Consider the following 22,830-nt stretch of genomic DNA (forward strand, 5'->3'; position numbering starts at 1 on the left):
AGGGTCAACCGTTCTGGTCGAGTTCCTTCTGAGCGTCGAGCTCGCGCGCTTCCTTGCGCGCCAGCTTCTCCGCCTTCTCTGCAGCTCTCTTCGCCTCGGCCGGGGACATGTCCACCTCGTCCTCGACCCAGCCCTGCTTGTACTCGGAACGATCCGTCGACGCCCGCTGGAGGTGGTACTCGGTGTCCTTCTCCCGGCGCCGCTGCGCGGCCGGACGAGGCTCCTCCAGCCGGTGGTCCTCACCACGCCGGGCCAGGATCTCCGCGCCGGCCTGGACCTCGGGCGCGAAGTCGAACACGATCGCGTTCGGCCCGTCGCCGATGACGACCGTGTCGCCCTCGACCGCACCCCGCTCCAGCAGTTCCTTCTCCACCCCGAGCCGGTTCAGCCGGTCGGCCAGGTAGCCGGTCGCCTCCGCGTTCGCGAAGTCGGTCTGCTTGACCCATCGCTCCGGCTTCTCGCCCTGGATCAGCCAGCCACCGTCGTCCGGCAACATCTTCACCTTGAACTCAGGACCGCCCTGCACCTGCGGCCGGATCACGATCCGCGTGGTGTCGGGCTTCTCCGCCTCGGCCCGCTGCCGCCCGACGATCTCGGCCATCGCGAACTTGAGCGCCTCCAGGCCCTCATGGCTCGCGGTCGAGATCGGGAACACCCGCAGCCCGCGCTGCTCGAGCTCGGCCTGCACCATCCCGGCGATCTCCCGGGCGTCCGGTACGTCGATCTTGTTCAAGGCAACGAGTCGCGGCCGGTCCTCGAGCCCGCCGTGGGCCTGCAGCTCGGCCTCGATGGTGTCCAGGTCGCTGAGCGGATCACGGCCCGGCTCGTACGTCGCACAGTCGATCACGTGCACTAACGCCGCACACCGCTCGACGTGCCGCAGGAAGTCGTGCCCGAGCCCGCGTCCTTCGCTGGCTCCCTCGATCAGCCCGGGGACGTCGGCCACGGTGAACGTGGTGTCACCCGCGACGACGACGCCGAGGTTCGGGATCAGGGTGGTGAACGGGTAGTCGGCGATCTTCGGCCGGGCCCGGCTGATCGACGCGACCAGCGACGACTTACCGGCACTCGGGAAGCCGACCAGGCCGATGTCGGCGACCACCTTGAGCTCGAGGACGAGGGTGCGCTCCTCGCCGTCCTCACCGAGCAGCGCGAAACCAGGGGCCTTGCGCGCCGAGCTGGCCAGCGCGGCGTTGCCGAGCCCGCCCTTGCCGCCTTGGGCCGCGACGAACTCCGCGCCCGTTCCGACGAGATCCGCGAGCACTTCGCCGTCCGCCGTACTGATGACCGTGCCGTCGGGGACGGGCAGGACGACGTGGGCACCGTTGCTGCCGGCCTGATGGTCACCCTTGCCCTGGGCACCGTTCGTGGCGGTGCGGTGACTGGACCGGTGGTAGTCGACCAGGGTGGTCACATCGGAGTCGACGCGGAGGATGACGCTCCCGCCGTCGCCGCCGTTGCCGCCGTCCGGGCCGCCGAGCGGTTTGAACTTCTCCCGGTGCACCGAGGCGCAGCCGTTTCCGCCGCGGCCAGCGGTGACGTGCACCGTGACCCGGTCGACAAAGCTGGGGATCGCCATCGGTGGTGCCTGCTTCCTGTTTGGGATATCTCTCTTACATAGCTACTGTCTTGGACAGCAGAAGGGCGGGTGCGCGGTATTCCGCGACCCGCCCTTCTCAGAGCTTTGAAATACGTCCGGGTGGCGGTGTTACTCCGCCGGGACCGGGACGATGTTGACGACGCGGCGACCGCGCCGGGTGCCGAACTCTACGTGGCCCTCGGCCAGCGCGAACAGGGTGTCGTCGCCGCCACGGCCGACCAGGTTGCCCGGGTGGAAGTGGGTGCCACGCTGCCGGACGATGATCTCGCCGGCGTTCACCAACTGGCCGCCGTACCGCTTCACGCCGAGCCGCTGCGCGTTGGAGTCGCGACCGTTACGGGTCGACGCCGCTCCCTTTTTGTGTGCCATGTCTAGATCAGCTCACTTCTTCTTAGCGTCGATCGCGGTGACCTTGACCTGGGTGTAGTGCTGGCGGTGCCCCTGGCGCTTGCGGTAACCGGTCTTGTTCTTGTACTTGAGGATGTGGATCTTGGGGCCCTTGGTACGGCCCAGGACCTCGGCCGACACAGCCACCTTGGCCAGCGCGGCGGCGTCGGTCGTCACGGTGTCGCCATCGACGACGAGGACTGCGGGCAGCGAAACCGTGTCGCCGACCTGGTCCGTCAGGCTGTCGATCTCGATGACATCGCCGACGGCGACCTTCTGCTGGGTGCCGCCACTGCGCACGATCGCGTACACCGTGGATCTCGCTCTCTGCTGGTTCGGAAGTTCTTACGGGGGCCTGCACAGACCTGCTAGCGGCCCACACAAACATGGCACGCGGAACGCGCGCCGAAGCTCAAGTTTACGGGTCGCGTCACAGACGGGTCAAACCGGGTCAATTGCCGGTGGTGACCAGCTCAGTGGCGTCGCTCGCCGCACCGCTCCCCTCGTCACTCTGTCCGCCCGACTTGCCCCGGCCACGGCTGCTCCGCCGCCGCCTGGTGCCGTTGCGTCCGGAGCCGTTCTGCTCAGCGGTTTCCGCCTCAGCGGTCTCCGGTACGACGGATGTCGCCACGGCACCGCCCTCAGGGAACCCGGTCGCCTCGGCGCTCACCGGCTCGTCACCGGCAGCGGGATAGCCGGTCGGCTCCCCCGCCGTACCGGCGTCGCCCGTCTCCTCCGCCTTCTTGGCGTCGGTGACTGCGGACGCTGCCGCGATCTGGGCCAGCCGCTGGGCGGCGTCGCCATTGGCCTGCTGGGTCTCCGGCTCGGACTGCTCGTCCTCGCCGCGACCACGACCCCGGCCGCGACGGCGGGAGTTCTTCCGGCCACCCTCGTCGGCCTGAGCGGCGGGCTTCTGGTCCTGACTGCCACGGCTGTCGCGCCGGCGGGACTCCTTCGGCTCGTCGTGCAGGATCAGGCCGCGGCCACCGCAGTGGTCGCAGTTCTCGCTGAACGCCTCGAGCAGACCGGTGCCGATCCGCTTCCGGGTCATCTGGACCAGGCCGAGCGAGGTGACTTCGGCCACCTGGTGCTTGGTCCGGTCCCGGCCCAGGCACTCGACCAGCCGGCGCAGCACCAGGTCGCGGTTCGACTCCAGCACCATGTCGATGAAGTCGATCACGATGATGCCGCCGATGTCGCGGAGCCGGAGCTGCCGGACGATCTCCTCGGCCGCCTCCAGGTTGTTCTTGGTGACGGTCTCCTCGAGGTTGCCGCCGGAGCCGGTGAACTTGCCGGTGTTCACGTCGACGACCGTCATCGCCTCGGTCCGATCGATGATCAGCGAACCGCCGGACGGCAGCCAGACCTTGCGGTCCAGCGCCTTCTTGATCTGCTCGTCGATCCGGAAGTTGGCGAACACGTCGTTGTCGCCGGTCCACTTCTCGACCCGGTCGGCCAGGTGCGGAGCGACATCGGAGACGTACTCGCGGACCTGGTCGTAGGCGTCGTCACCGGAGATCACCAGCTTGGTGAAGTCCTCGGTGAACAGGTCGCGGACCACCCGGATCAGCAGATCCGGCTCGCCGTGCAGCAGCTGCGGAGCCTGGCCGTTCTTCGACTTCTTGTCGATATCGGTCCAGTACTTCTGCAGCCGGCTGACGTCGGCGGTCAGCTCCTCCTCCGACGCGCCCTCGGCCGCGGTCCGGACGATCACGCCGGCCTCGTCCGGGACGATGTCCTTGAGGATGCCCTTCAGGCGGTTCCGCTCGGTGTCGGGCAGCTTGCGGCTGATGCCGCCGTTGCCGCCGCGCGGGACGTAGACGACGTACCGGCCGGGCAGGCTGATCTGGTTGGTCAGCCGGGCGCCCTTGTGGCCGATCGGGTCCTTGGTCACCTGCACCAGGACGGCCTGGCCGGACTTCAGGACCTGCTCGATCTTGCGCGGGCCGTTCGCCCCGCCGAGCGTGGCCCAGTCGACCTCACCGGCGTACAGGACCGCGTTGCGGCCCTTGCCGATGTCGATGAACGCGGCCTCCATGCTGGGCAGCACGTTCTGCACCCGGCCGAGGTACACGTTGCCGATCAGCGAGACCTGCTCCTCCTGGGCGACGTAGTGCTCGACCAGGACGTTGTCCTCGGAGACGGCGATCTGGGTCAGGTCGCCACGGGCGCGGATCACCATGGTCCGCTCGACCGACTCGCGCCGGGCCAGGAACTCGGCCTCGGTGACGATCGGCGCGCGGCGGCGACCGGCGGCGCGGCCCTCGCGGCGGCGCTGCTTCTTCGCCTCCAGGCGGGTCGAGCCCTCGACCGCGGTGATCTCGTTCGCGGTGTTCTTGCTGCGCGGCTCCCGGACGCGGACGACGGTCTCGGCCGGATCGTCGGGCGCGTCGGCGCTGTCCTCGCCCTTGCGGCGACGGCGACGACGGCGGCGCCGGGACGAACTGCCCGAGCCCTCGCCCTCGTCGTCGGTGTCGGCCGCGGCGTCCTGCTCGTCGTCGGAGCTCGCCTCGGTGTCCGGCTCGTCCTGCTCGTCGTCGTCCGAGTGCTCGTCGGCGCTGTCCTCGGCGTCACCGGACTTGCGGCGGCGACGGCCACCGCGGCGACGGCGACGACGGCGGCTGCCCTCGCCGCCCTCCTCGCCGTCCTCGGACTGCGCGGACTCGGCGTCCGCGGTCTCGTCCTCGTCGGTGGGCTGAGCGGTCTCCTTGGCGGTCTGCTTGGCGGTCTCCTGCACCGGCTCGGCGACGACCTCTTCGGCCTCGCGGGCCTCGGTGTCGCGACCCCGGCGGTTCCGGCGGCGGCGCGTCGTGGTCGGCTGCTCGTCGGTCCCCGGCTCGGTAGCCGCCTCAGGCGTCGCCTGGGCAGCTTCAGGTTCCGGGGTCGCCTCGACCGGGCTGGTCGCCGCGGCCTGCGCGGGAGTCTTGGCCGGTACGTCGACCGGAGCCTGGAACAGCACCGGCGCAGCGGCCGGAGCCCGGCGCCGGGTCCGCCGCTGCGGAGCCTCCTCGGCCGGAGTGGCGTCAGCGTTCGGGGTGTCGGCCTGGGGGTCGGGCGCGGTGGCCGCGTCGGCGACCGGGCCGTCTTCGGTCAGCAGGTCGGCCCGCGCGGCCGCCCGCTTCGCCGTGCGCTTGCGGGTGGTCTTCTTCGCGGGCGCCGGGGTGTTCTCCGCGACCGGTCCACCGTCGGCCGGCGTGGTCTCCGCCGCGGCGTCAGCCTCGGTCAGCTCCGGGAACGTGTCCTGAGCCGTGGCCTTCTTGGCGGTTCGCTTGGCGGGCGCCTTCTTGGCTGCGGCCTTCTTCGCCGGAGCCTTCTTCGCGGCGGCCTTCTTGGCGGCCGTCTTCTTCACCGGGGCCGGATCGGCGGTCGCGCCGTCGGACTGGGTGGGCACCTCCTCGGCAGCGGCGGTCTTGGCCGTCCGCTTGCGGGTGGTGGTGGTCTTCTTGGCGGCGGCCTTCTTCGCGGTCGCCTTCGAGGTGCGCTGCCGGGTGGGCTGCTGCTGGGCGGAGGCAGCCGATTCGGCTGCTTCGGTAGTCGGCTCGTTGTCGAGCATGTGGTGCGGGTCTCCTCAAGCCCTCCGGCGCATCCTGCGACCCCTGTCACGGGTCCGGCGCAGCCACAGAGCGGTCACGGTTCGCTACGCCCGGCGTCGGTGCCGGCGTGGCGGAAGCCTGCTGGATCCGCTCCGCCCGTGCTCAGGGCTCGGTGGGAGCGGCGGCGTCGCCCTCCGCGAAATGCGTCTGGTGGTCTTCCGCCTGGCCGGTCGCGGTCGCCTGGGTGGCGTCGCGGTCACGAGCGAACGGGTCGTCCACCGTGCCGGAGGCCGCGATCAGCGGGCCCTGGGCGAGCCTGGTCAGAAGAGCCGGGCCCGTCACCGGGAGCGTCGCTACTTCGAGCACTCCGGCGAGAACGTCGTCGGGTCTCACGGCCGGGGTTCCGTGCCGTAACACCACTTGCAGTATCGCACACGTCGCAACCGGCACCGGTTCGTGCGCGACGGTGAGTCGCAGAACGGCGTCCCGACAGTCGAACGAGCGAAGTCCCCGTTTGGTCATGCGTTCGACCAGAATTTCGTCCCGGGCCAGGAACACCTCCACCGCGGCGGACGCCGCGGCCACATCGACGCCTGGCAGCGCGATCAGCCACTCGCTCGCCTCCAGCCGGTCGGCCAGCGACCCTGCGCCGGCGACGACCACCTCGAGCACGTCCAACCCCGGCGGCAGCGCCTCGTCCAGGGCGGCCCGGACCTGGTTGGCCGCCCGCTCGTGTGTGAGCGAAATCTCCAGATACTCCGCCTCCGACGCGGCTCCGGTCGGCGCGGCACCGGCGTACGAGATCTTCGGGTGCGGGCTGAAGCCGTGCGAGAACGCCACCGGCAACTCGGCCCGGCGGACGGCGCGCTCGAACGCCCGCTGGAAGTCCCGGTGTGAGGTGAATCGCAGTCGCCCCCGCTTGGCGAACCGGACCCGCAGTTTCTGGACCGCGGGAAGTTGCTGGGACGGCGGTGCTTGAACAGGTGCCACGAGGGCATTGTCTCAGCCTTCGCCGGCTGGTTCGCCGCTCCGGGGCCGCCAGCAGTACGACGACCTGCCACAGCGACCTGGTACACGCCTCGATGACCCGGCCCGGAAAGCGATTACCGGCGGACCGGCCGATCGCTCAGGGCTGCGCGGCTGACTTGCCGGTCAGATAGAGGGCCCAGCCGAGGAGGCCGAAGGCGATCGTGCTGAGCACGACCCGGACCAGGTTGAACGCCTGCCACTTGCCCTCGTCGAACGCGGCCCGGGCGGCGGCGACGTCGATCGTGGCCGGGTCGCCGGCCGCCTTGAGCGCGTCGTTCATCGGCACGTTCACCGCGATCGTGATGATCATCGTGACCAGGTAGAGCACGAACGCCACCGCGATCCACGGCAGCGGCTTCTCCTTCAGGCTGAGCAGACCGGCGAGCAGCGTGAACACCAGCGCACCGAGGAAGCCGAGCAGCAGGAACAACGGGTTCAGGATGGCCCGGTCGACCGCCTGGAAGGCGCCGACGAAGGTCTTGTCGTCGGTCTTCGCCAGGCCGGGCATGAAGGCGTTCGAGTAGATCCCGTAGATCCCCGCCATCAACCCCGTCGCCATCGTCGCCGCCAGCAACGAGGCCACCCGCAGTCCACTCATTTGATAGGTCGCGGAGAAATCCGCCTGTCAGGGCAGAGTGAAACCGCGACTCCCTCCCCTCAAAGTTGTCGCCGAACTGTCGGCGGTGCCTGATTGGATCTTGGGCATGTCTCGCTACCGCTTGTATCCCACACCAGTGCAAGCTGCTGGGCTGCTGGCGCAGTGCGGACATGCCCGATACGTGTGGAACCTGGCTCTCGAGCAATGGTCGATGTGGAGACACGACAAAGGGCCTGCTCCGAGTTCTGTTGAGCAGGCTCGGCAGTTGACAGAGGCGCGTGCCGCATTCGGCTGGTTGAGTGGTGGGTCGCAGACCGTCCAGCAGCAAGCGCTGCGGGACTTCGACCAAGCACGCCGGAGCTACTACGCCGGCAGCCACCGCCGTCCGAAGTGGCGCAAAGCCGGACGCAACGAGGGGTTCCGCATTGTCGGCCCGCAGGCCGGCCGGGTTGAGCAGGTGAGCCGAACGTGGGCGCGGGTGCTGGTCCCGAAGGTCGGCTGGGTACGGTTCCGGGTCAGCCGCGCGCTGCCCGACGCCAGGTCGTACCGGGTCACCCACGACAGCGTGGGTCGCTGGCACATCGCGTTCGCCGCCACGCGGGACCCGATCCCGGCACCCGGCAACGGCGAGATCGTCGGCGTTGACCGCGGGGTGACCGTGTCCGCCGCACTGTCCACCGGCGAACTGCTCACCTGCCGAGGACTCTCCGAGTCCGAGCAGCGGCGCCTCGGAAACCTGCAGCGGCGCCTCGCCAGAGCCCAGCCCGGCTCGAACCGTCGGAGGCGCGTCAAGGCCGCGATCGCGAAACTGCACGCCCGCGCCGCGGATCGCCGCAAGGACTGGGTCGAGAAGACCTCCACCGATCTCGCACGCCGGTTCGACATGATCCGCGTCGAGAACCTCCGGGTCGCGCAGATGACCAAGCGACCGAAGCCGAAGCCCGACCCCGCCAAGCCGGGCAGCTACCTGCCGAACCGGCGACGCGCCAAGGCCGGGCTGAACCGTGGCATCCTCGCCAGTGGCTGGAGCTTGCTGGTCCGGCGGCTCGAGGACAAGGCCGCCGGCCGGGTACAGAAGATCAACCCGGCGTACACGAGTCAGACGTGTTCGCGTTGCGGGCACTGTGCACCGGGGAACCGCGAGAACCAAGCGTTCCGGTGCCAGTCCTGCGGCCACAGCGACCACGCCGACGTGAACGCCGCTATCAACATCGCCGCCGGACGGGCGGTCACTGCGCGCCGAGACAAGCCTGTACGGATGTCTGTGAAGCGTGAACCTCAACTCACTACCTCCGCGTAGACGAGTGAAATCCCCGTCGTGCACGGCGGGGAGGACGTCAAGTCACCCCTCCAGTACGACGACGACGACGGGACCATCCCGCACCGGAAAAGCTAGAGCACCCGGACCGTGCACGGACATGTCACCGAAACTCACAACCATGTCCGCGAGACTCACAACCGCGCACACTGGCCGGTCCGTGGCCCGGAGACCTGGTTCGGCGCTTGCAGGTTGACCGGCGCCGGCGTGTTGCCCGAGCAGCTCAACGGCCCGTCCACCGTGTTCCCGGCCAGTACGGCGGCCTCCGTCGTACGCGACCCGGTCACGGACACCGGTCCCTCGACCGAGGACCCGACCGCAACCATGCTCCGGGTCACCCCGTCGACGCTCACCGGGCCGCTGACCCGGCTCCGGAGCAGGTGCAAGTCAGCCGCATCATCCGCCCGGAGCGGGCCCACCACGCGGCTGTCGGTGGCCACGAGCGACGCGCCCGGGCCGACCAGGACCGGGCCGTTGATGGTCGCGCCGACCAGGCAGGTCACGCCGGACCGCAGGTAGAGCGGACCGTCCCGTACCCCGGTAAGCGTCGAGGTACAGGCAGGAGCCGGGCGCAACAAGGTGACCGCGAACCGGTCCGGGGTTCCGATGTTGCCGGAGGCATCGATGGCCCGGTACTCGACCAGATGCCGGCCGTACCCGGACGGCACGTCGTCCCACGGCACCACCCGCGGCACCCCGAGCTTGCCGTAGACCAGCTGATCGATCTCGGTCCCCTCGGCGGTGAACCGGAACGGCGCGGACGCGTCGGTCGGCCAGCCGTAGTAGTTGTACCAACCGTCCCCGTTGACCTTGAACTCCGGAACGACGTACCCGTCGCTGTCGTCCGTCGCCGCCAGCCCCATGGTGAACGCGTCGTTGTAGATGTACTCCGGCCCGGTCGGCTTCTGCACCGTCAGCAGCGGCTTCGACAGGGTCGACGTCACCACCGGCTCGACCCCGTCGACCGACCAGGTCAGCGTGGCGCCACCCACGGTCGCGGTCAGCGTGTGCCGCCCGGTCAGCTTCAGCGGCTCGAGGTCGAAGTCGCGGTCGTTGCCCGGGTTCGCGACAAGTTTGCCGTCCAGCCGCCACTCGATCGGCGGCTGCGACGTGTCGGATTGGGTCGTCTCGGCGTAGACGACCTCGTCGGCGCTGACCGGATGCTCGGTCGACGTCGACCCGGTGAACTCGACCGGGTCATCGGATGGCTCAGCCGGGAGCGTGGTGTTGACGGTCCACGACCGGGAGGCAGTCGGCCGTACGGCGGGATCCCGGATGAACGGTGTCGGGTCGACGACCTTGGCCGTCAGCGTGTGCAGACCGGGTGACAGGTCCACGGTCGAGAGGTCGACGGCACGACTGTTCGCGGTCGACAGCGTCGTACCGTCCAAGGTCCAGCTGACGTCGAGCTCGTGGCTGACCGGGTGCAGCGTCTGCAGCCAGACGACCTGGTCGGGGCCTACCTGGCCGGTCGGCGTACTGCCCTGGAACAGGTTCGCCCGGGACGAGATCCGCTGCGTCATCCGCTCCCGCGACACCTGGTCGAAGTAGTAGCCGAGGGTCTTCATCATCGAGTGCCGGCTCGGTCGCCAGACTCCTGAGCCGGCGTACATACCGGCCTCGTACCGGCCGATGGTGCCGCCGGACTCGGACGGCTCACCGAGCCAACGGAACCACTTCTTCTGCTGATCCAGCATTTGCTGCTCGGTCAGCAACGTGTGGTGGATCGAGGAGGGTTCGGGCCCCTCGTACGGCGCGCCACGCTCGCCGCGGGCGTAGTAGTCGTACTCGTCCTGCAGGCCGCCGAGCGAGTGGCCGAGCTCGTGCGGGGTGATCAGCGCGGACAGCGCATTGCCGCCGGAAGCAGTCGCGTAGGTCCCACCGGCACCGCCGTACGTGTCGCTGTTGCCGATAGCAAGAATCTGGCGGTTGGCGGCGGTGGTGCCGGCGACCAGGCCGGCGTACTGGGTGGCCGCGGTCGAGCTGACAGTGAGCAGGCGCTGCACGCTGTTCGGGTTGCAGCCGCCCCAGAAGCCCATCTGCAGCGGGGTGTCGATCGTGGGCGAGGTGAGGTTCGGGTCACAGTCGACGCCGCTCTCCGGTGACGGGATCTCGACCGCGTAGACGTTCAGGTAGTTCCGGTACGACTTGAACGGCTCGATGCTCCAGAGCACGTTCAGGTGCTTGTCGACCTGCTCGCGGAACTTGGGCAGCTCGGCCGCGGTGTAACCGTCGCCCATCACGACCAGGTTGAACCGCGACTCGGCCGGCCCGGTGACCTGGATCGGGACCACCGTCGCCTCGGCTTCCGTCGTACTGGCTCCGGCTGCGACCGGGAGGCCGGCGAACACGGTCGCGACCACCCCGAGCACTGCTGTCAGTCGTCTGGTCCTCACATGCCCTCCCCAGCCCGGCGACATTGCCGTGAGCAGCTTACGAAGGTGGACCGACCCGTGTCAGGAGTTCACGCGTGCCGACGTACACGCCAATCAGGGCCCGCGTGCGGCATCATGAGGGGTCGGGGAACTGTGAGGAAAGGACATCGATGACGGAACCGGCGCAGTCGCCGCGGCCCGAACCGGACCGCGGACGACCGGTGGACGACGCCGGTGACGGCGACGGCAAGGGCATCTACTGGGTGCTGAAGAACGTGCTGATCGGCCCGCCGGTCAGGCGCATCTTCCGGCCGAACGTGATCGGCGCCGAGAACGTCCCGCAGCTCGGCCCGGCGATCCTGGCCAGCAACCACCTGTCGTACGCCGACTGGATCTTCATGCCGCTGGTGTTGCGCCGCCGCGTCACCTTCGTGGCGAAGTCCGACTACTTCACCGGCGCCGGGATCAAGGGCCGGTTCCAGCGCGGCTTCTTCAAGGGCACCGGCCAGGTGCCGATCGACCGGTCCGGCGGATCGGCCTCCGAGGGCGCGATGCGGGCCGGCATGAAGGTGCTGGAGCGCGGCGAGCTGTTCGGCATCTACCCCGAGGGCACCCGCTCGCACGACGGCCGGCTGTACAAGGGCCGCACCGGCGTCGCCCGGCTCGCGCTGGAGGCCAAGGTCCCGGTCATCCCGTGCGGCGTGATCGGCACCGACGTGGTCGCGCCGCCCGGCAAGATCGTCGCCTCGGTCGCCTCCCCCACGATCAAGTTCGGTGAGCCGCTGGACTTCTCCCGGTACGAGGGGATGGAGGGCGACCGGCTGATCCTTCGCGCCGTCACCGACGAGATCATGTACAAGATCATGGAGCTGTCCGGCCAGGAGTACCTCGACATGTACGCCACCAAGGCCAAGCAACTCGAGGGCCGCGCGGTCACCGGCGCACCGAAGAAGGTCCGCAAGTCGGACACCTGATCCGGGACCTGAGACAGCGGGGGTCTACCCTGGGAGATCGTGGACGGACCGATCGCTTACCAGGGTGAGCCAGGCGCCAATTCGGCGATGGCCTGCACCGACATGTACCCGGACCGCGAGCAGTTGCCCTGTACGACGTTCGAGGACGCCCTCGAGGCGGTCAGCAGCGGCCGGGCCGGGCTGGCGATGATCCCGGTGGACAACTCGATCGCCGGCCGGGTGGCGGACATCCACCACCTGCTGCCGGAGTCCGGGCTGCACATCGTCGGCGAGTACTTCCTGCCGATCCACTTCCAGCTGCTGGGCGTCCCCGGTACGTCGATCGACCGGATCCGGACCGTCCGCAGCCACGTGCACGCCCTCGGGCAGTGCCGCAAGATCATCCGCGAGCACGGCTGGTCGACCGTCGTTGCCGACGACACGGCCGGGTCCGCCCGCGAGGTGTCCGAGCTCGCCGACCCGACCGTCGCGTCGCTGTCCCCGCGGGCCGCTGCCGAGCTGTACGGGCTGGAGACGCTGGCCAGCGACGTCGAGGACGAGCACCACAACACCACCCGATTCCTGGTGCTGTCCCGCGAGCCCGAGGTGCCGCCGGTCGGCTCCGGCCCGATCATCACCAGCTTCGTCTACCGGGTCCGCAACGTGTCGGCCGCGCTGTACAAGGCGCTCGGCGGTTTCGCCACCAACAACGTCAACATGACCAAGCTGGAGTCGTACCAGCTCGGCGGCATGTTCTTCGCCACCCAGTTCTACGCCGATATCGAAGGCCACCCGGACGAGCCGAACGTCGCCCTTGCGCTGGAGGAGCTCGCCTTCTTCTCGGTCGAGGTCCGGCTGCTCGGCGTCTACCCGGCGCACCCGTTCCGCGCCCAGATCGCCGAACCCGCCGCGAACCGGGCTCTACGTCCGCACCACTAGCGCGTTCAGGCGCCAGTGCTTTCCGGCTCGAAGTCCACCGTGTCGCGGGTCATGAACGACACCCCGAATGTCGATCCGCAGATCGTGACCCGGGTCCGTGACGCCGCCGCGCGACTGGGCTACCGGCCCAGCGGTACGGCGCAGAACCTGTCCCGCGGCCGGACCGGGATCGTCGGTGTCCTCGTCCCCGACCTGGCGAACCCGCTGTTCGCCACCATCCTCAAAGGCATCTCGGCCGAGGCGGAGACCGACGGCTACCGGACACTGGTTGCCGATGCCAACGAACAGCCGGGCGAGGAGCTCCGCCACCTGCACGAGCTGGCCCGGCAGAGCGACGGCCTGATCCTGTGCGGTCCCCGGATGAGTACGCCGGACCTGGCCGGCCTGACCGAGCTCGACGTACCAATCGTCATCGTCAACCGCAAGCCGGCCGGCAGTCTCTTCCCGTCGGTGACCGTCGACAGCCGGGAGGCGGTCGCGGAGCTGTGCCGGCATCTCGACGCGTTCGGTCACACCCGGCTGTGCTACCTGAGCGGTCCTGCGCACGCGGCCGCGGATGCCGAGCGTTGGTCGGCCCTGACGTCCTCGATCCGGAGCCGGACCAAGCTGTTCCGGGTCCCGGCCGGCGCGATGCTGGACGACGGCCACGCCGCGGCCGAGGCTGCCCTCGCCACCGGCGCCACCTGCCTGATCGGTTTCAACGACTTGGTCGCGCTCGGCGCCGTGGCCAGGCTGCAGGAGCTCGGCATCACCGTCCCGGACCAGATCTCCGTCGCCGGCTTCGACGACATCGTCTACGCCCGCTTCACCTCCCCCGGCCTCACCACCGTCGCGATGCCCCAGACCGAGTTCGGCCAGGAAGCCTGGCGCCTCCTCTCCCCCTACCTCCATGCCCGCAAAACCCGCCGCACCCGAACGCTGTCCGCCCACCTCATCATCCGCGGCAGCACCGGTCCCCGGCAGAATTCGGGAGCGCGACCGGGACCGGCCGCATAAGGTTCGGCCCGTGCATATCGTGACGGTCGACGGCCGGGATCCAGACGTCTTCAAGCAGTTCTTCCAGATCAAGGACGGCGTACGGCGGGAGGAGCTGGAGTTCCCGGCGGGCCTGGGCCTGGAGGAGGCCCGGGTGCTGATGACGGGGAACCACTCCGACCTGCGGGCCGACGGGCTCGGGCTGGTCGACGGGGACACCTGGGCGGGGATCGTCTGGCTGGACTGGTGGTTGCTCGACAACACCCAGACGGTCGACGTCGAGTTCGCGGTCGATCCGTCGTACCGGCGGCGCGGGGTCGCGACCCGACTGCTGGAAGCGGTCATCGACCGAGCGCGCGCCGAGGGCCGCCGGGTGTTGTCCGGCCTGAACATGGCCGGTGATCCGGTCACAGGCGAGAGCCCGGGTACGGCGTTCGCCGCGGCGCGCGGGTTCGTCCGCAAGCACGCGGAACTGCACCAGGTCCTCGAGCTGCCGGTGCCGGACGAGCAACTGGCGGCGTTCGACCAGCCGATCCCCGGCTACCGGATCGTGCAGTGGCGCGAGCATGCGCCCGAGGAATGGCTCGAGCAGTTCGCCGAGTTGCTCACCGGGATGGCCGAGGACGTTCCGCACGGCGACCGCACCGTCGAGGCGACCCGGTGGACGCCCGAGCTGATCCGGGAGGCCGAGGCCCGCCGGATCGCTCAGGGTCGCTTCACCTACACCACGGCCGCCGTCCACAGTCAGTCCGGCGAGCTGGCGGCGTACACCCAGATGGGCGGCTCTCCGGCAACCCCCGACCGCCGCAACCAGTACGACACCTACGTCCGCCGCTCCCACCGCGGCAACCGGCTCGGCATTGCCGTCAAGGCGCCCAACCTCCGCGCCCTCCAGGCAGACCTCGCCCAATCCGTCGCCCTGCACACCTGGAACGCTCCCGAGAACGCCCCGATGATCGCGGTCAACGACAAGCTCGGCTTCCGTCGCGTCGCCCAGCGCACGATCTGGGAGCTCAGCATCTAGGGCGTGGAGTTCCAGGTTTCGCTTCGTACCCGGACCTGGACCGAGCGCAGTGGATGCAGGGATATCCAGGGGCGAGCGTTAGTCTGGTAGGCGCTCTGATCCCGACCGGAAGTGCCCGATGACTGTCGAATCGTTGTTCCCGCGCCTGGAGGCGTTGCTGCCGGGGGTGCAGAAGCCGATCCAGTACGTCGGGGGTGAGCTGAACTCGGTCAGTAAGGACTGGGACTCGGTGAGTGTCCGCTGGGCGCTGATGTACCCGGACGCGTACGAGGTCGGGCTGCCGAACCAGGGTGTGCAGATCCTCTACGAGGTGCTGAACGAGCGCGACCACCTCCTGGCCGAGCGGACCTACTCGGTCTGGCCGGACATGGAGAAGGTGATGCGGGACAACGGCATCCCGCAGTTCACCCTGGACAGCCACCGGCCGGTGCGGGCGTTCGACGTCTTCGGGCTGTCGTTCTCGACCGAGCTCGGCTACACCAACATGCTGACCGCGCTCGACCTGGCCGGTATCCCGCTGTACGCCGTCGACCGGACCGACGAGGACCCGATCGTGCTGGCCGGCGGGCATGCCGCGTTCAACCCCGAGCCGATCGCCGACTTCATCGACGCCGCCGTCCTCGGTGACGGCGAGGAGATCGTGCTGGCCATCTCGGACGTGATCCGGGAGTGGAAGGACGAGGGCTCCCCGGGTGGGCGCGACGAGGTGCTGATGCGGCTGGCGGCGTCCGGCGGTGTCTACATCCCGAAGTTCTTCACCGTCGAGTACCTGGCCGACGGACGGATCAAGCGGGTCGCTCCGAACCGTCCCGGCGTCCCGTGGCGGACGGCCAAGCACACCGTGATGGACCTGGACGCCTGGCCGTACCCGAAGAAGCCGCTGGTCCCGCTGGCCGAGACCGTGCACGAGCGGTTCTCGGTGGAGATCTTCCGCGGTTGTACCCGCGGCTGCCGGTTCTGCCAGGCGGGCATGATCACCCGGCCGGTGCGCGAGCGCAGTATCACCACGATCGGCGACATGGTCGAGAACGGGCTGAAGCAGTCCGGGTTCGAGGAGGTCGGGCTGCTCAGCCTGTCCTCGGCCGACCACAGCGAGATCGCCGAGGTGGCCAAGGGCCTGGGCGACCGCTACGAGGGCAGCAACGTCTCGCTGTCGTTGCCCTCGACACGGGTCGACGCGTTCAACATCACGCTGGCCAACGAGTTCTCCCGTAACGGCCGGCGCAGCGGCCTGACCTTCGCCCCCGAGGGCGGGTCGGACCGGATGCGCAAGGTGATCAACAAGATGGTCAGCGAGGAGGACCTGATCCGCACCGTCGCGGCGGCGTACAGTCACGGCTGGCGGCAGGTGAAGCTGTACTTCATGTGCGGCCTGCCGACCGAGACCGACGAGGACGTGCTCGCGATCGCCGACCTCGCCAAGCGGGTGATCGCCACCGGCCGCGAGGTGTCCGGCCGCAACGACATCCGTTGCACCGTGTCGATCGGCGGGTTCGTGCCGAAGCCGCACACGCCGTTCCAGTGGGCCTCGCAGCTCGGCGTCGAGGAGACCGACGCCCGGCTGGCCAAGCTCGGTGCCGCGATCCGTTCGGACAAGAAGTACGCGAAAGCCATCGGCTTCCGGTACCACGACGGCAAGCCCGGCATCATCGAGGGCCTGCTGTCCCGCGGCGACCGGCGGGTCGGCCGGATCATCGAGCAGGTCTGGCGCGACGGCGGCCGGTTCGACGGCTGGAGCGAGCACTTCTCCTACGAGCGCTGGGTCGAGTCGACCGAGACGGCGCTGGCCGACGAGCCGATCGACCTGGCCTGGTACACCACCCGCGAGCGCGAGTACGCCGAGGTCCTGCCCTGGGATCACCTCGACTCCGGTCTCGACCGCGACTGGCTGTGGGAGGACTGGCAGGACTCGCTCGAGGAGGACGGCGCGATCGAGGTCGAGGACTGCCGCTGGACCCCTTGCTTCGACTGTGGCGTCTGCCCCCAGATGGGCACCGAGATCCAGATCGGCCCCACCGGCAAGAAGCTCCTGCCGCTGTCCGTCGTCTGACCTGGGCCTGCTCGGCAGACCCAGGCCAGCACCCGTCAGTTGCAGTAGTACGCCGGGCTCGGCGTCGTCTCGGTCTGGTCCTGCCAGTGGGCCACGCCGATGTAGTAGCCGCAGCCGGTGCCCTCGTCGAACCAGGCGCCGCCACCGGAGTAGGCGTACGTCTCGGCGACCGTGGTGAAGGGACCGGAGGCGCTCGGGCCCTTCTGCAGCTCGACCCGGACCTCGGTGACGCTGGTCGAACAGCCTTCGAGACCGACCGCGACGTACAGCATCAGCGCGCTGTAGCCGACGCTGTTCGCCGTCACCAGATCGCAGGTCTGTGTCCCGGTGGTCGAGGCCTGGGCCGGCGTACCGACTGCCAGGCCGGCGGCGACGGCGGTCGTCAGCGCGGCGCCAAGAAGCTTCTTCATGGTGTTCCTCTCTGAGGCGGTGAGAAACTTACAGAGAGCAACTAGAGTAGGTCACTCAGTTACAGCGGTCGACGCCGAAAGAAGCAGCTCGCTGAGCAAGAGCTGGTCAGCGCTGCCCAGAACCAGGTCGGCCGCGGCGACGTCGGCCTCGCCCACATACGGATTCGGGATCGCGACCGCGAACATCCCCGCCGCCTGTGCCGCTGCTACTCCGTGCGCGGTGTCTTCGACGGCGATCGCTTCCTCACCAGGTACGTCGAGACGCCGCAGAGCCAGCTCGTAGATGGCCGGATCGGGCTTGTGCGTCGCGACCTCGTCACCGGTCACGATCAGATCGAACAGCTCGATCGCATCCACGCGCTCCAAGTGACCACGAACCCACGGCCGCGGCGAACTGCTCGCAATAGCCACCGCCAGCCCCAGCTCCCGCGCCGCCGAGATCCACTCCCGGATGCCCGGCCGGAAGTCCAGCTCCTCGTGCATGCGGTCGCGGTGAGCGGTCCGTCGCGCATGACTCGCCGCCCGGTCGAAGGCGGTACCGACCGCCGCGCCGAGCAGCTCGTAGCGCGTCTCGGAGATGTCGCCGCCGTGACCGGGCCAGAAGTCGTCGAGATCGAGCTCGAGCCCGTGGTGTGCCCACTCCGAACGCCAGCTCTCCACCATCGTCGTCTCGGTGTCCATCAACAACCCGTCGAAGTCGAACACCACCGCCCGCACCTCGACCGGCACCAACCGCACCGCCAGCCGATGGACCTCGGCCGCCGTCAGCCCGCATTCCGCCAGATACGCCCGCACGCCGCCGTAGCGCCGGTCCACGTGATCGAGCGAGTCGAGGATCGTCTCCGGCAACGTCCGCGAGATGATCTCGGCGGCCTGCCGCTCGTCCGCAGGCAGCTCGGCGAGCCGCGCGAGGACGCCGAGCCGCTCCTCGCTCACGGCATAGTCGTCCGCGATCACCTTGCGCGGTACGCCGACGAGGTCGAGCCACAACGCGATCAGCAGTCCGGTCCGGTCCTTGCCGGCCTTGCAGTGCACGACGACCGGCGCGTCATCCGGCGCCGCGATCAGCGCACGGAACGCCTTGGCGATCTGGCTCTTGTTCCGGTCGAGACTGCCGCGATAGATGTCGGCGAGCAGAGGCTCGGCAGCCGCATCGCGGTGCACTTCGGCAGCCGGGTCGATCCACGGGATCCGCTGGTACGACGCCGAGTCGTCGAGCAGATGGAGTTGCTTGATCTCCCAGTCGGAACGCAGGTCGAGCACCAACCCGGCGCCGGCGGCAGCGAACGCGGCCCGTCCTTCGTCGTCCAGGTTGTCCGGTGAGTCCGTCCGGAACACGCTCCCACTGCATGTCGGTACGCCGTACCGCGTCGGAAGTCCGCCGATGTCACGCGCATTCAGGCATCCGCTCCACACGCGGTCAGCTTAGAACAACACCGCCGAGCGATTCGAAATCTTTCCACGTACCGTCGAACGCCTTGTGGTGCATCGCCGAGTCGATCCCGACCGCGAAGACATCGAGCCGGCCGGGACCCCAGGCCACCACCGAGCCGGCCGGTCTGGGCCGGGTCACAGCAGCGGCCACCAGTTCGAGCCAGCCGGCCAGCGCGGCCACGTTCATCCGCAGGATCTCGGCCGCCAGCGCCCAGTCGAGGAAGTTCAGCGTGTCGGTCGCCGTGTGGATGTGCCCGTTCGCGCTGTCCGCTCCTTCGATCGTCAGCACGGCCGGGATCCCAGCGTTGATGAACGGCACGTGGTCACTCGCGAACGGATTCAGCGACGTCTCGACCTTCAGCGCGGTGTACGTCGCGGCCGCCGTCGCCAGGTCGGCCATTTGAGTCGACGACAGGTTCGCACCTTCCAGCAGCACGGTCGGCACGGCCGTGTTCTTGCTCGCGATCATGTCCATGTTCAGTACGGCGCGGATCCGCGCACGCTCGGCCGGCGGCAGCGCGGCGACGTACTGCTTGCTGCCGAACAGCCCCTGCTCCTCCCCACCGAACAAGATCAGCCGTACGTCGTGCCGCCACGACCTGGTCGACAACAGCCGACCCAACTCGAGCACACCGGCCGAACCGCTCCCGTTGTCGTCCGCGCCGGGAGCGTTGGCGGCGGGACCACCGGCTTGGTTGACCGAGTCCAGGTGCGCGGTGATCAGCACGACTCCGCCGCCACCGGTCCCCGGCCGATCCCCGATCAGGTTCTGCGACTGACCGCCGCCGACCGTGACCGACGTCCGCGTCACTCCGTAGCCGAGGGCAACCATCCGGGCGGCGGCGAAGTCCATCGCGGTAGTGAACGACGGACTGAGCGAGTGCCGCGTCGGCAGACTCGCGAACCAGGTCAGATCGGCCTGGTACGACGTCGGCGACAGTTCACCGACGAGGTCCGCGACGGCCGGATCCACTCTGGCCGCGGCCACTGACGGTACGTCGACGACCGTCGTACCGGCGCGCAACGGCTCGACCCGCCAGCAGTTGTTCGACCGGCGGCGGGGTTTGTCGGTGGACGAGATCACCAGATGGCGGCCGTGGTCGACCAGCGGGGTGACGTCGGGGAAGTCGTCCTGGAAGCTCCGGCCCACCTGCGTGACCAGCAGCAGGCCGGGTGCGGTCCGGGAGGCCCGGCCGAGGCGTTGGTCGGCCGGGACCCAGAGGAGGGTCTTGTCGCCGAACCGCGCCGAATGCGCGCCCTCGGCGGCCTCCACAGTCGGTACAACGAGGTAGCGCACAGGTGTCGTGCTCATATCAGTCCTGCCATCTGATCTCGAGGCGGTCGGGCTCGGCGGTGACGATCTGGCCGGAGCCTTGTTCGCCGCCGGGGTCACGGGTGATCCGGCCGGTGGGATCCCACCGGCCGGCCGGGCGAGCCTCGGGTGCGTCACCGCGACCGATCGCCCAGTCCACCCAGGTGCCGTCCGGGCGGAACTCCACCCCCCGCCGGCCACGGGCCGGCGGGAAGGCGAAGTCGTCCCGGCGGTAGACGCTGATCCCGTCGTGATCCTCCTCGAAGGAATGCGTCCACCGCCCGGGAGTGTGCTCGCTCAGCTCAGCACCGCCTGTTCGATCGATGCGGGCGACTCCGGCACGGTCACCTTGAAGTCGCTGATGATGCCGCCGAGCGGTTCGTAGCCGGTGACCGACGGTCCCCAGGCGGAGCCGTCCCACCACTTGTGGTACAGCTGCTTGTCGATGCCGGTGACGAACACGTCGAGCCGGTTCGCGCCCCACGAGACGACCCGCGGCTCGTCGGTGCAGATGCCGCCCAGGTACTCCCAGTCGGTGAGCGACGGTCCCCAGGCGGACCCGTCCCACCACTTGTGGTACAGCGCGGAATCCGTGCCGAGCACGAACACGTCGAGCCGGTTCTCGTCCCACGAGACGACGGTCGGGGCCGTCGTACAGATGCCGCCCAGGTACTCCCAGCCCGACCAGGCCGAGCCGTCCCACCACTTGTGGTACAGCGCGGAATCCGTGCCGACGACGAACATGTCGAGCCGGTTCTCGCCCCAGGCAACGACCCGCGGCGGCGAAGCGCAGACGCCACCGAGGTACTCGTACCCGTCTACCGACGGCCCCCAGCTCGAGCCGTTCCACCACTTGTGGTAGACCGCGTTGTCGGTGCCGACGACGAACACGTCCAGCCGGTCGCTGCCCCAGGCAACGACTTCGGGCCGGCTCATACAGATGCCGCCGAGGTACTCGTACCCGTCGACCGACGGTCCCCAGCTCGAGCCGTTCCACCACTTGTGGTACAGCGCGCGGTCCGTGCCGAGGACGAACGCGTCCAGCCGGTCCGGGCCCCAGGTGGCCAGGCGTGGCGGACTCATGCAGACCCCGCCCAGGTACTCGTACCCGGTGACCGACGGTCCCCAGTTCGAGCCGTCCCACCACTTGTGGTAGACCGCGTGATCGGTGCCGAGGACGAACGCGTCCAGCCGGCCCGGCGCCCAGGACGCGACTTCAGGAGCACTCATACAGACACCACCCATGTATTCGTAGCCGCCGACGGACGGTCCCCAGGACGATCCGTCCCACCACTTGTGATACATCGCCAGATCGGTGCCGACCACGAACGCGTCCAGCCGGTTCGCACCCCACGCCACCACGGATCCGGCGGGTTCCGGCGTACCACCGGCGCCGCCGCCCGTGATCAGGCCGGGGCGGACGGTGTCCAGACAGGCCTCCATCCGGGCCACCTGGTCGTCGGTGAACATCACCATGCCGCGGTCGTCGGTGTAGTCCATGTAGTCGTAGAACAGGTCACCGTTCGGACCGTTGCTGCAGGTCACGTGCGGGAACGTCGGTACGCCGAAGTTCGGGCCGGCCTGGTTCGGGGTGTCGGCGACCTCGTCGCTGCCGCTGCAGCCGGTGCCGTCGTCGCCCCAGATGTGGAACAGGTTCAGGTAGTGCCCGATCTCGTGGGTCGTGGTCCGGCCCAGGTCGAACGGCGCGGCCGCCGTACCGTTGGTGCCGAACCCGCTGTGCAGGATGACCACGCCGTCGGTTTCGGCCGGGCCACCTGGGAACTGCGCGTACCCGAGCAGGCCGCCGCTGAGCTGGCAGACCCAGATGTTCAGGTACTTGTCGGCCGGCCACGGGTCGTGGCCGCCGGTCGCCGATGCCTTCACCTTGTCGTCCGAGCCGAACCCGTTGACGGTCGTCTGGGTCCGGGTGACACCGGTCGTCGGGTTGCCGTCCGGGTCCTCGGTGGCCAGATAGAACTCGATCCGCGCGTCTGCGATCAGCCCGTTGAACGCGGCCGGCACGATCCCGATGTCGGCGTTGGTCGCCCGGAAGTCGTGGTTCAGTACGTCGACCTGGCTGTCGATCTGGGCCTGTGAGATGTTCTGTGCCGCGGTCTTCCAGACCACGTGCACCACACAGGGGATCCGCGCTATACCGGCAAAACGTTGCTGGCGGGCCACGTACAGCGTCGTCGCGTTCTCGATGGCCGACCGCGCGATGGCGTACTCGGGTGAGGTGGAGAGCAGTCTGCGGTGTACGTCCATCACGCCGCACTGCCGTCTGGTCGGAGTCTCGATTCGCCCGTCCGCGCCGCTCATACCCGCACCACCGGCTCCGGCTCCGCCACCCATTCCGGCACCGCCCGCTTGGCCGCCGCCGCTCATCCCGGCACCGCCACCGGCACCGCCGCCACTCATCCCGCTGCCTCCGCCGGCACCTCCGCCACTCATGCCGCCGGGCATGTTGCCGGATCCACCTGCTCCCTGCGCACCGCTGCCCGAACCCATCGACATCCGCTCGCCGGGCATCCCGTTGACGGCCGGCGTTCCGTTCGCGGACCGCGCCTCGCCCGGCATCCGGTGGTCGTCGTCGCGGTGCTTGTCCGCTCTCCCGTTGGCCTTCCTCGGCATCTCTCCCCCTTCCAGCGGGGGCGCACAAGCAGGTCGGGACCAACCGAGATCCCGGACCGACAAGGATTCCCCCAGCCCACCCCTCGATCGAAGACGGTCCTACCCGCCTTCCCCCACCGAACAGCCAGCCCCCAAGTCACTGCTCTCTGTTCACCTTCCACCCATCACCGCACGCGCACAACCCTTCGCACCAAGACAGTGAACTTTCCCCCGAACCCCCTGCCCCCGTTGAAGAATTGCTTGAAACCTCAAGAGGGATTCC

At 69.2% G+C, this 22,830-nt stretch carries 18 protein-coding genes; 6 read left to right on the forward strand and 12 right to left on the reverse strand.

Annotated features, from left to right (window positions below; all coding sequences use genetic code 11):
• Positions 1 to 4 precede the first annotated feature (4 nt).
• The 6 genes from obgE to EV652_RS03750 form a co-directional block, all read right to left on the reverse strand.
• On the reverse strand, positions 5 to 1,579 hold the full coding sequence (obgE, locus tag EV652_RS03725) for a GTPase ObgE (RefSeq protein ID WP_132207492.1): 1,575 nt from the start codon (positions 1,577 to 1,579) through the stop codon (positions 5 to 7).
• A 129-nt stretch (positions 1,580 to 1,708) separates the two neighbouring features.
• Complete coding sequence (gene rpmA, locus EV652_RS03730) at positions 1,709 to 1,969, reverse strand: 50S ribosomal protein L27 (RefSeq protein ID WP_132207493.1); 261 nt, start codon at positions 1,967 to 1,969, stop codon at positions 1,709 to 1,711.
• Between the two features lie 12 nt (positions 1,970 to 1,981).
• Positions 1,982 to 2,299 (reverse strand): 50S ribosomal protein L21, encoded by a 318-nt coding sequence (gene rplU / locus EV652_RS03735; RefSeq protein ID WP_132207494.1) that lies wholly within the window; start codon positions 2,297 to 2,299, stop codon positions 1,982 to 1,984.
• A gap of 139 nt (positions 2,300 to 2,438) precedes the next feature.
• The gene (locus EV652_RS03740; protein ID WP_132207495.1) at positions 2,439 to 5,540 is read right to left on the reverse strand and encodes an Rne/Rng family ribonuclease; all 3,102 of its coding nucleotides are present in this window, start codon (positions 5,538 to 5,540) and stop codon (positions 2,439 to 2,441) included.
• 142 nt (positions 5,541 to 5,682) lie between these two features.
• Positions 5,683 to 6,510 carry a TIGR03936 family radical SAM-associated protein gene (locus EV652_RS03745; protein ID WP_132207496.1) on the reverse strand — a complete coding sequence of 276 codons (828 nt, stop codon included), beginning with the start codon at positions 6,508 to 6,510 and terminating at the stop codon, positions 5,683 to 5,685.
• Between the two features lie 136 nt (positions 6,511 to 6,646).
• On the reverse strand, positions 6,647 to 7,147 hold the full coding sequence (locus tag EV652_RS03750) for an anthrone oxygenase family protein (RefSeq protein WP_132207497.1): 501 nt from the start codon (positions 7,145 to 7,147) through the stop codon (positions 6,647 to 6,649).
• A gap of 106 nt (positions 7,148 to 7,253) precedes the next feature.
• Between EV652_RS03750 and EV652_RS03755 the strand changes: the two genes are divergently transcribed.
• A complete protein-coding gene (locus EV652_RS03755) occupies positions 7,254 to 8,447 on the forward strand; it encodes an RNA-guided endonuclease InsQ/TnpB family protein (protein WP_132207498.1) in 1,194 nt (397 codons plus the stop codon).
• A gap of 152 nt (positions 8,448 to 8,599) precedes the next feature.
• On the opposite strand, the gene EV652_RS03760 is transcribed toward EV652_RS03755, so the two are convergent.
• On the reverse strand, positions 8,600 to 10,861 hold the full coding sequence (locus tag EV652_RS03760) for a M64 family metallopeptidase (protein ID WP_242001529.1): 2,262 nt from the start codon (positions 10,859 to 10,861) through the stop codon (positions 8,600 to 8,602).
• A gap of 149 nt (positions 10,862 to 11,010) precedes the next feature.
• Between EV652_RS03760 and EV652_RS03765 the strand changes: the two genes are divergently transcribed.
• The 5 genes from EV652_RS03765 to EV652_RS03785 all read left to right on the forward strand — a co-directional run bounded on the left by EV652_RS03765 (position 11,011) and on the right by EV652_RS03785 (position 16,781).
• Positions 11,011 to 11,814, forward strand: coding sequence for a lysophospholipid acyltransferase family protein (locus EV652_RS03765; protein ID WP_132207500.1), 804 nt, complete (start codon positions 11,011 to 11,013; stop codon positions 11,812 to 11,814).
• 39 nt (positions 11,815 to 11,853) lie between these two features.
• A complete protein-coding gene (locus EV652_RS03770; protein ID WP_132207501.1) occupies positions 11,854 to 12,732 on the forward strand; it encodes a prephenate dehydratase in 879 nt (292 codons plus the stop codon).
• A 39-nt stretch (positions 12,733 to 12,771) separates the two neighbouring features.
• Positions 12,772 to 13,728: a LacI family DNA-binding transcriptional regulator gene (locus EV652_RS03775; RefSeq protein WP_255512564.1), complete on the forward strand. Its 957-nt coding sequence runs from the start codon at positions 12,772 to 12,774 to the stop codon at positions 13,726 to 13,728.
• Between the two features lie 10 nt (positions 13,729 to 13,738).
• A complete protein-coding gene (locus EV652_RS03780; protein ID WP_242001530.1) occupies positions 13,739 to 14,731 on the forward strand; it encodes a GNAT family N-acetyltransferase in 993 nt (330 codons plus the stop codon).
• Between the two features lie 118 nt (positions 14,732 to 14,849).
• Positions 14,850 to 16,781 (forward strand): TIGR03960 family B12-binding radical SAM protein, encoded by a 1,932-nt coding sequence (locus EV652_RS03785; protein ID WP_132207502.1) that lies wholly within the window; start codon positions 14,850 to 14,852, stop codon positions 16,779 to 16,781.
• A gap of 35 nt (positions 16,782 to 16,816) precedes the next feature.
• Here EV652_RS03785 and EV652_RS03790 read toward each other — a convergent pair whose 3' ends face one another.
• The 5 genes from EV652_RS03790 to EV652_RS03810 all read right to left on the reverse strand — a co-directional run bounded on the left by EV652_RS03790 (position 16,817) and on the right by EV652_RS03810 (position 22,568).
• Positions 16,817 to 17,191: a hypothetical protein gene (locus EV652_RS03790; protein ID WP_132207503.1), complete on the reverse strand. Its 375-nt coding sequence runs from the start codon at positions 17,189 to 17,191 to the stop codon at positions 16,817 to 16,819.
• Between the two features lie 51 nt (positions 17,192 to 17,242).
• Positions 17,243 to 18,607, reverse strand: coding sequence for an HAD-IA family hydrolase (locus EV652_RS45970; RefSeq protein ID WP_132207504.1), 1,365 nt, complete (start codon positions 18,605 to 18,607; stop codon positions 17,243 to 17,245).
• 4 nt (positions 18,608 to 18,611) lie between these two features.
• Entirely contained in the window at positions 18,612 to 19,937 is a 1,326-nt protein-coding gene (locus tag EV652_RS03800) for a M28 family metallopeptidase (RefSeq protein WP_199237980.1), read from the reverse strand.
• A gap of 1 nt (position 19,938) precedes the next feature.
• The gene (locus EV652_RS03805) at positions 19,939 to 20,124 is read right to left on the reverse strand and encodes a hypothetical protein (RefSeq protein WP_132207505.1); all 186 of its coding nucleotides are present in this window, start codon (positions 20,122 to 20,124) and stop codon (positions 19,939 to 19,941) included.
• A gap of 110 nt (positions 20,125 to 20,234) precedes the next feature.
• On the reverse strand, positions 20,235 to 22,568 hold the full coding sequence (locus EV652_RS03810; protein ID WP_242001531.1) for a DUF8189 domain-containing protein: 2,334 nt from the start codon (positions 22,566 to 22,568) through the stop codon (positions 20,235 to 20,237).
• Positions 22,569 to 22,830 lie beyond the last annotated feature (262 nt).

Origin of the sequence: Kribbella steppae (genome assembly GCF_004342025.1) — a bacterium.
Lineage (GTDB): Bacteria > Actinomycetota > Actinomycetes > Propionibacteriales > Kribbellaceae > Kribbella > Kribbella steppae.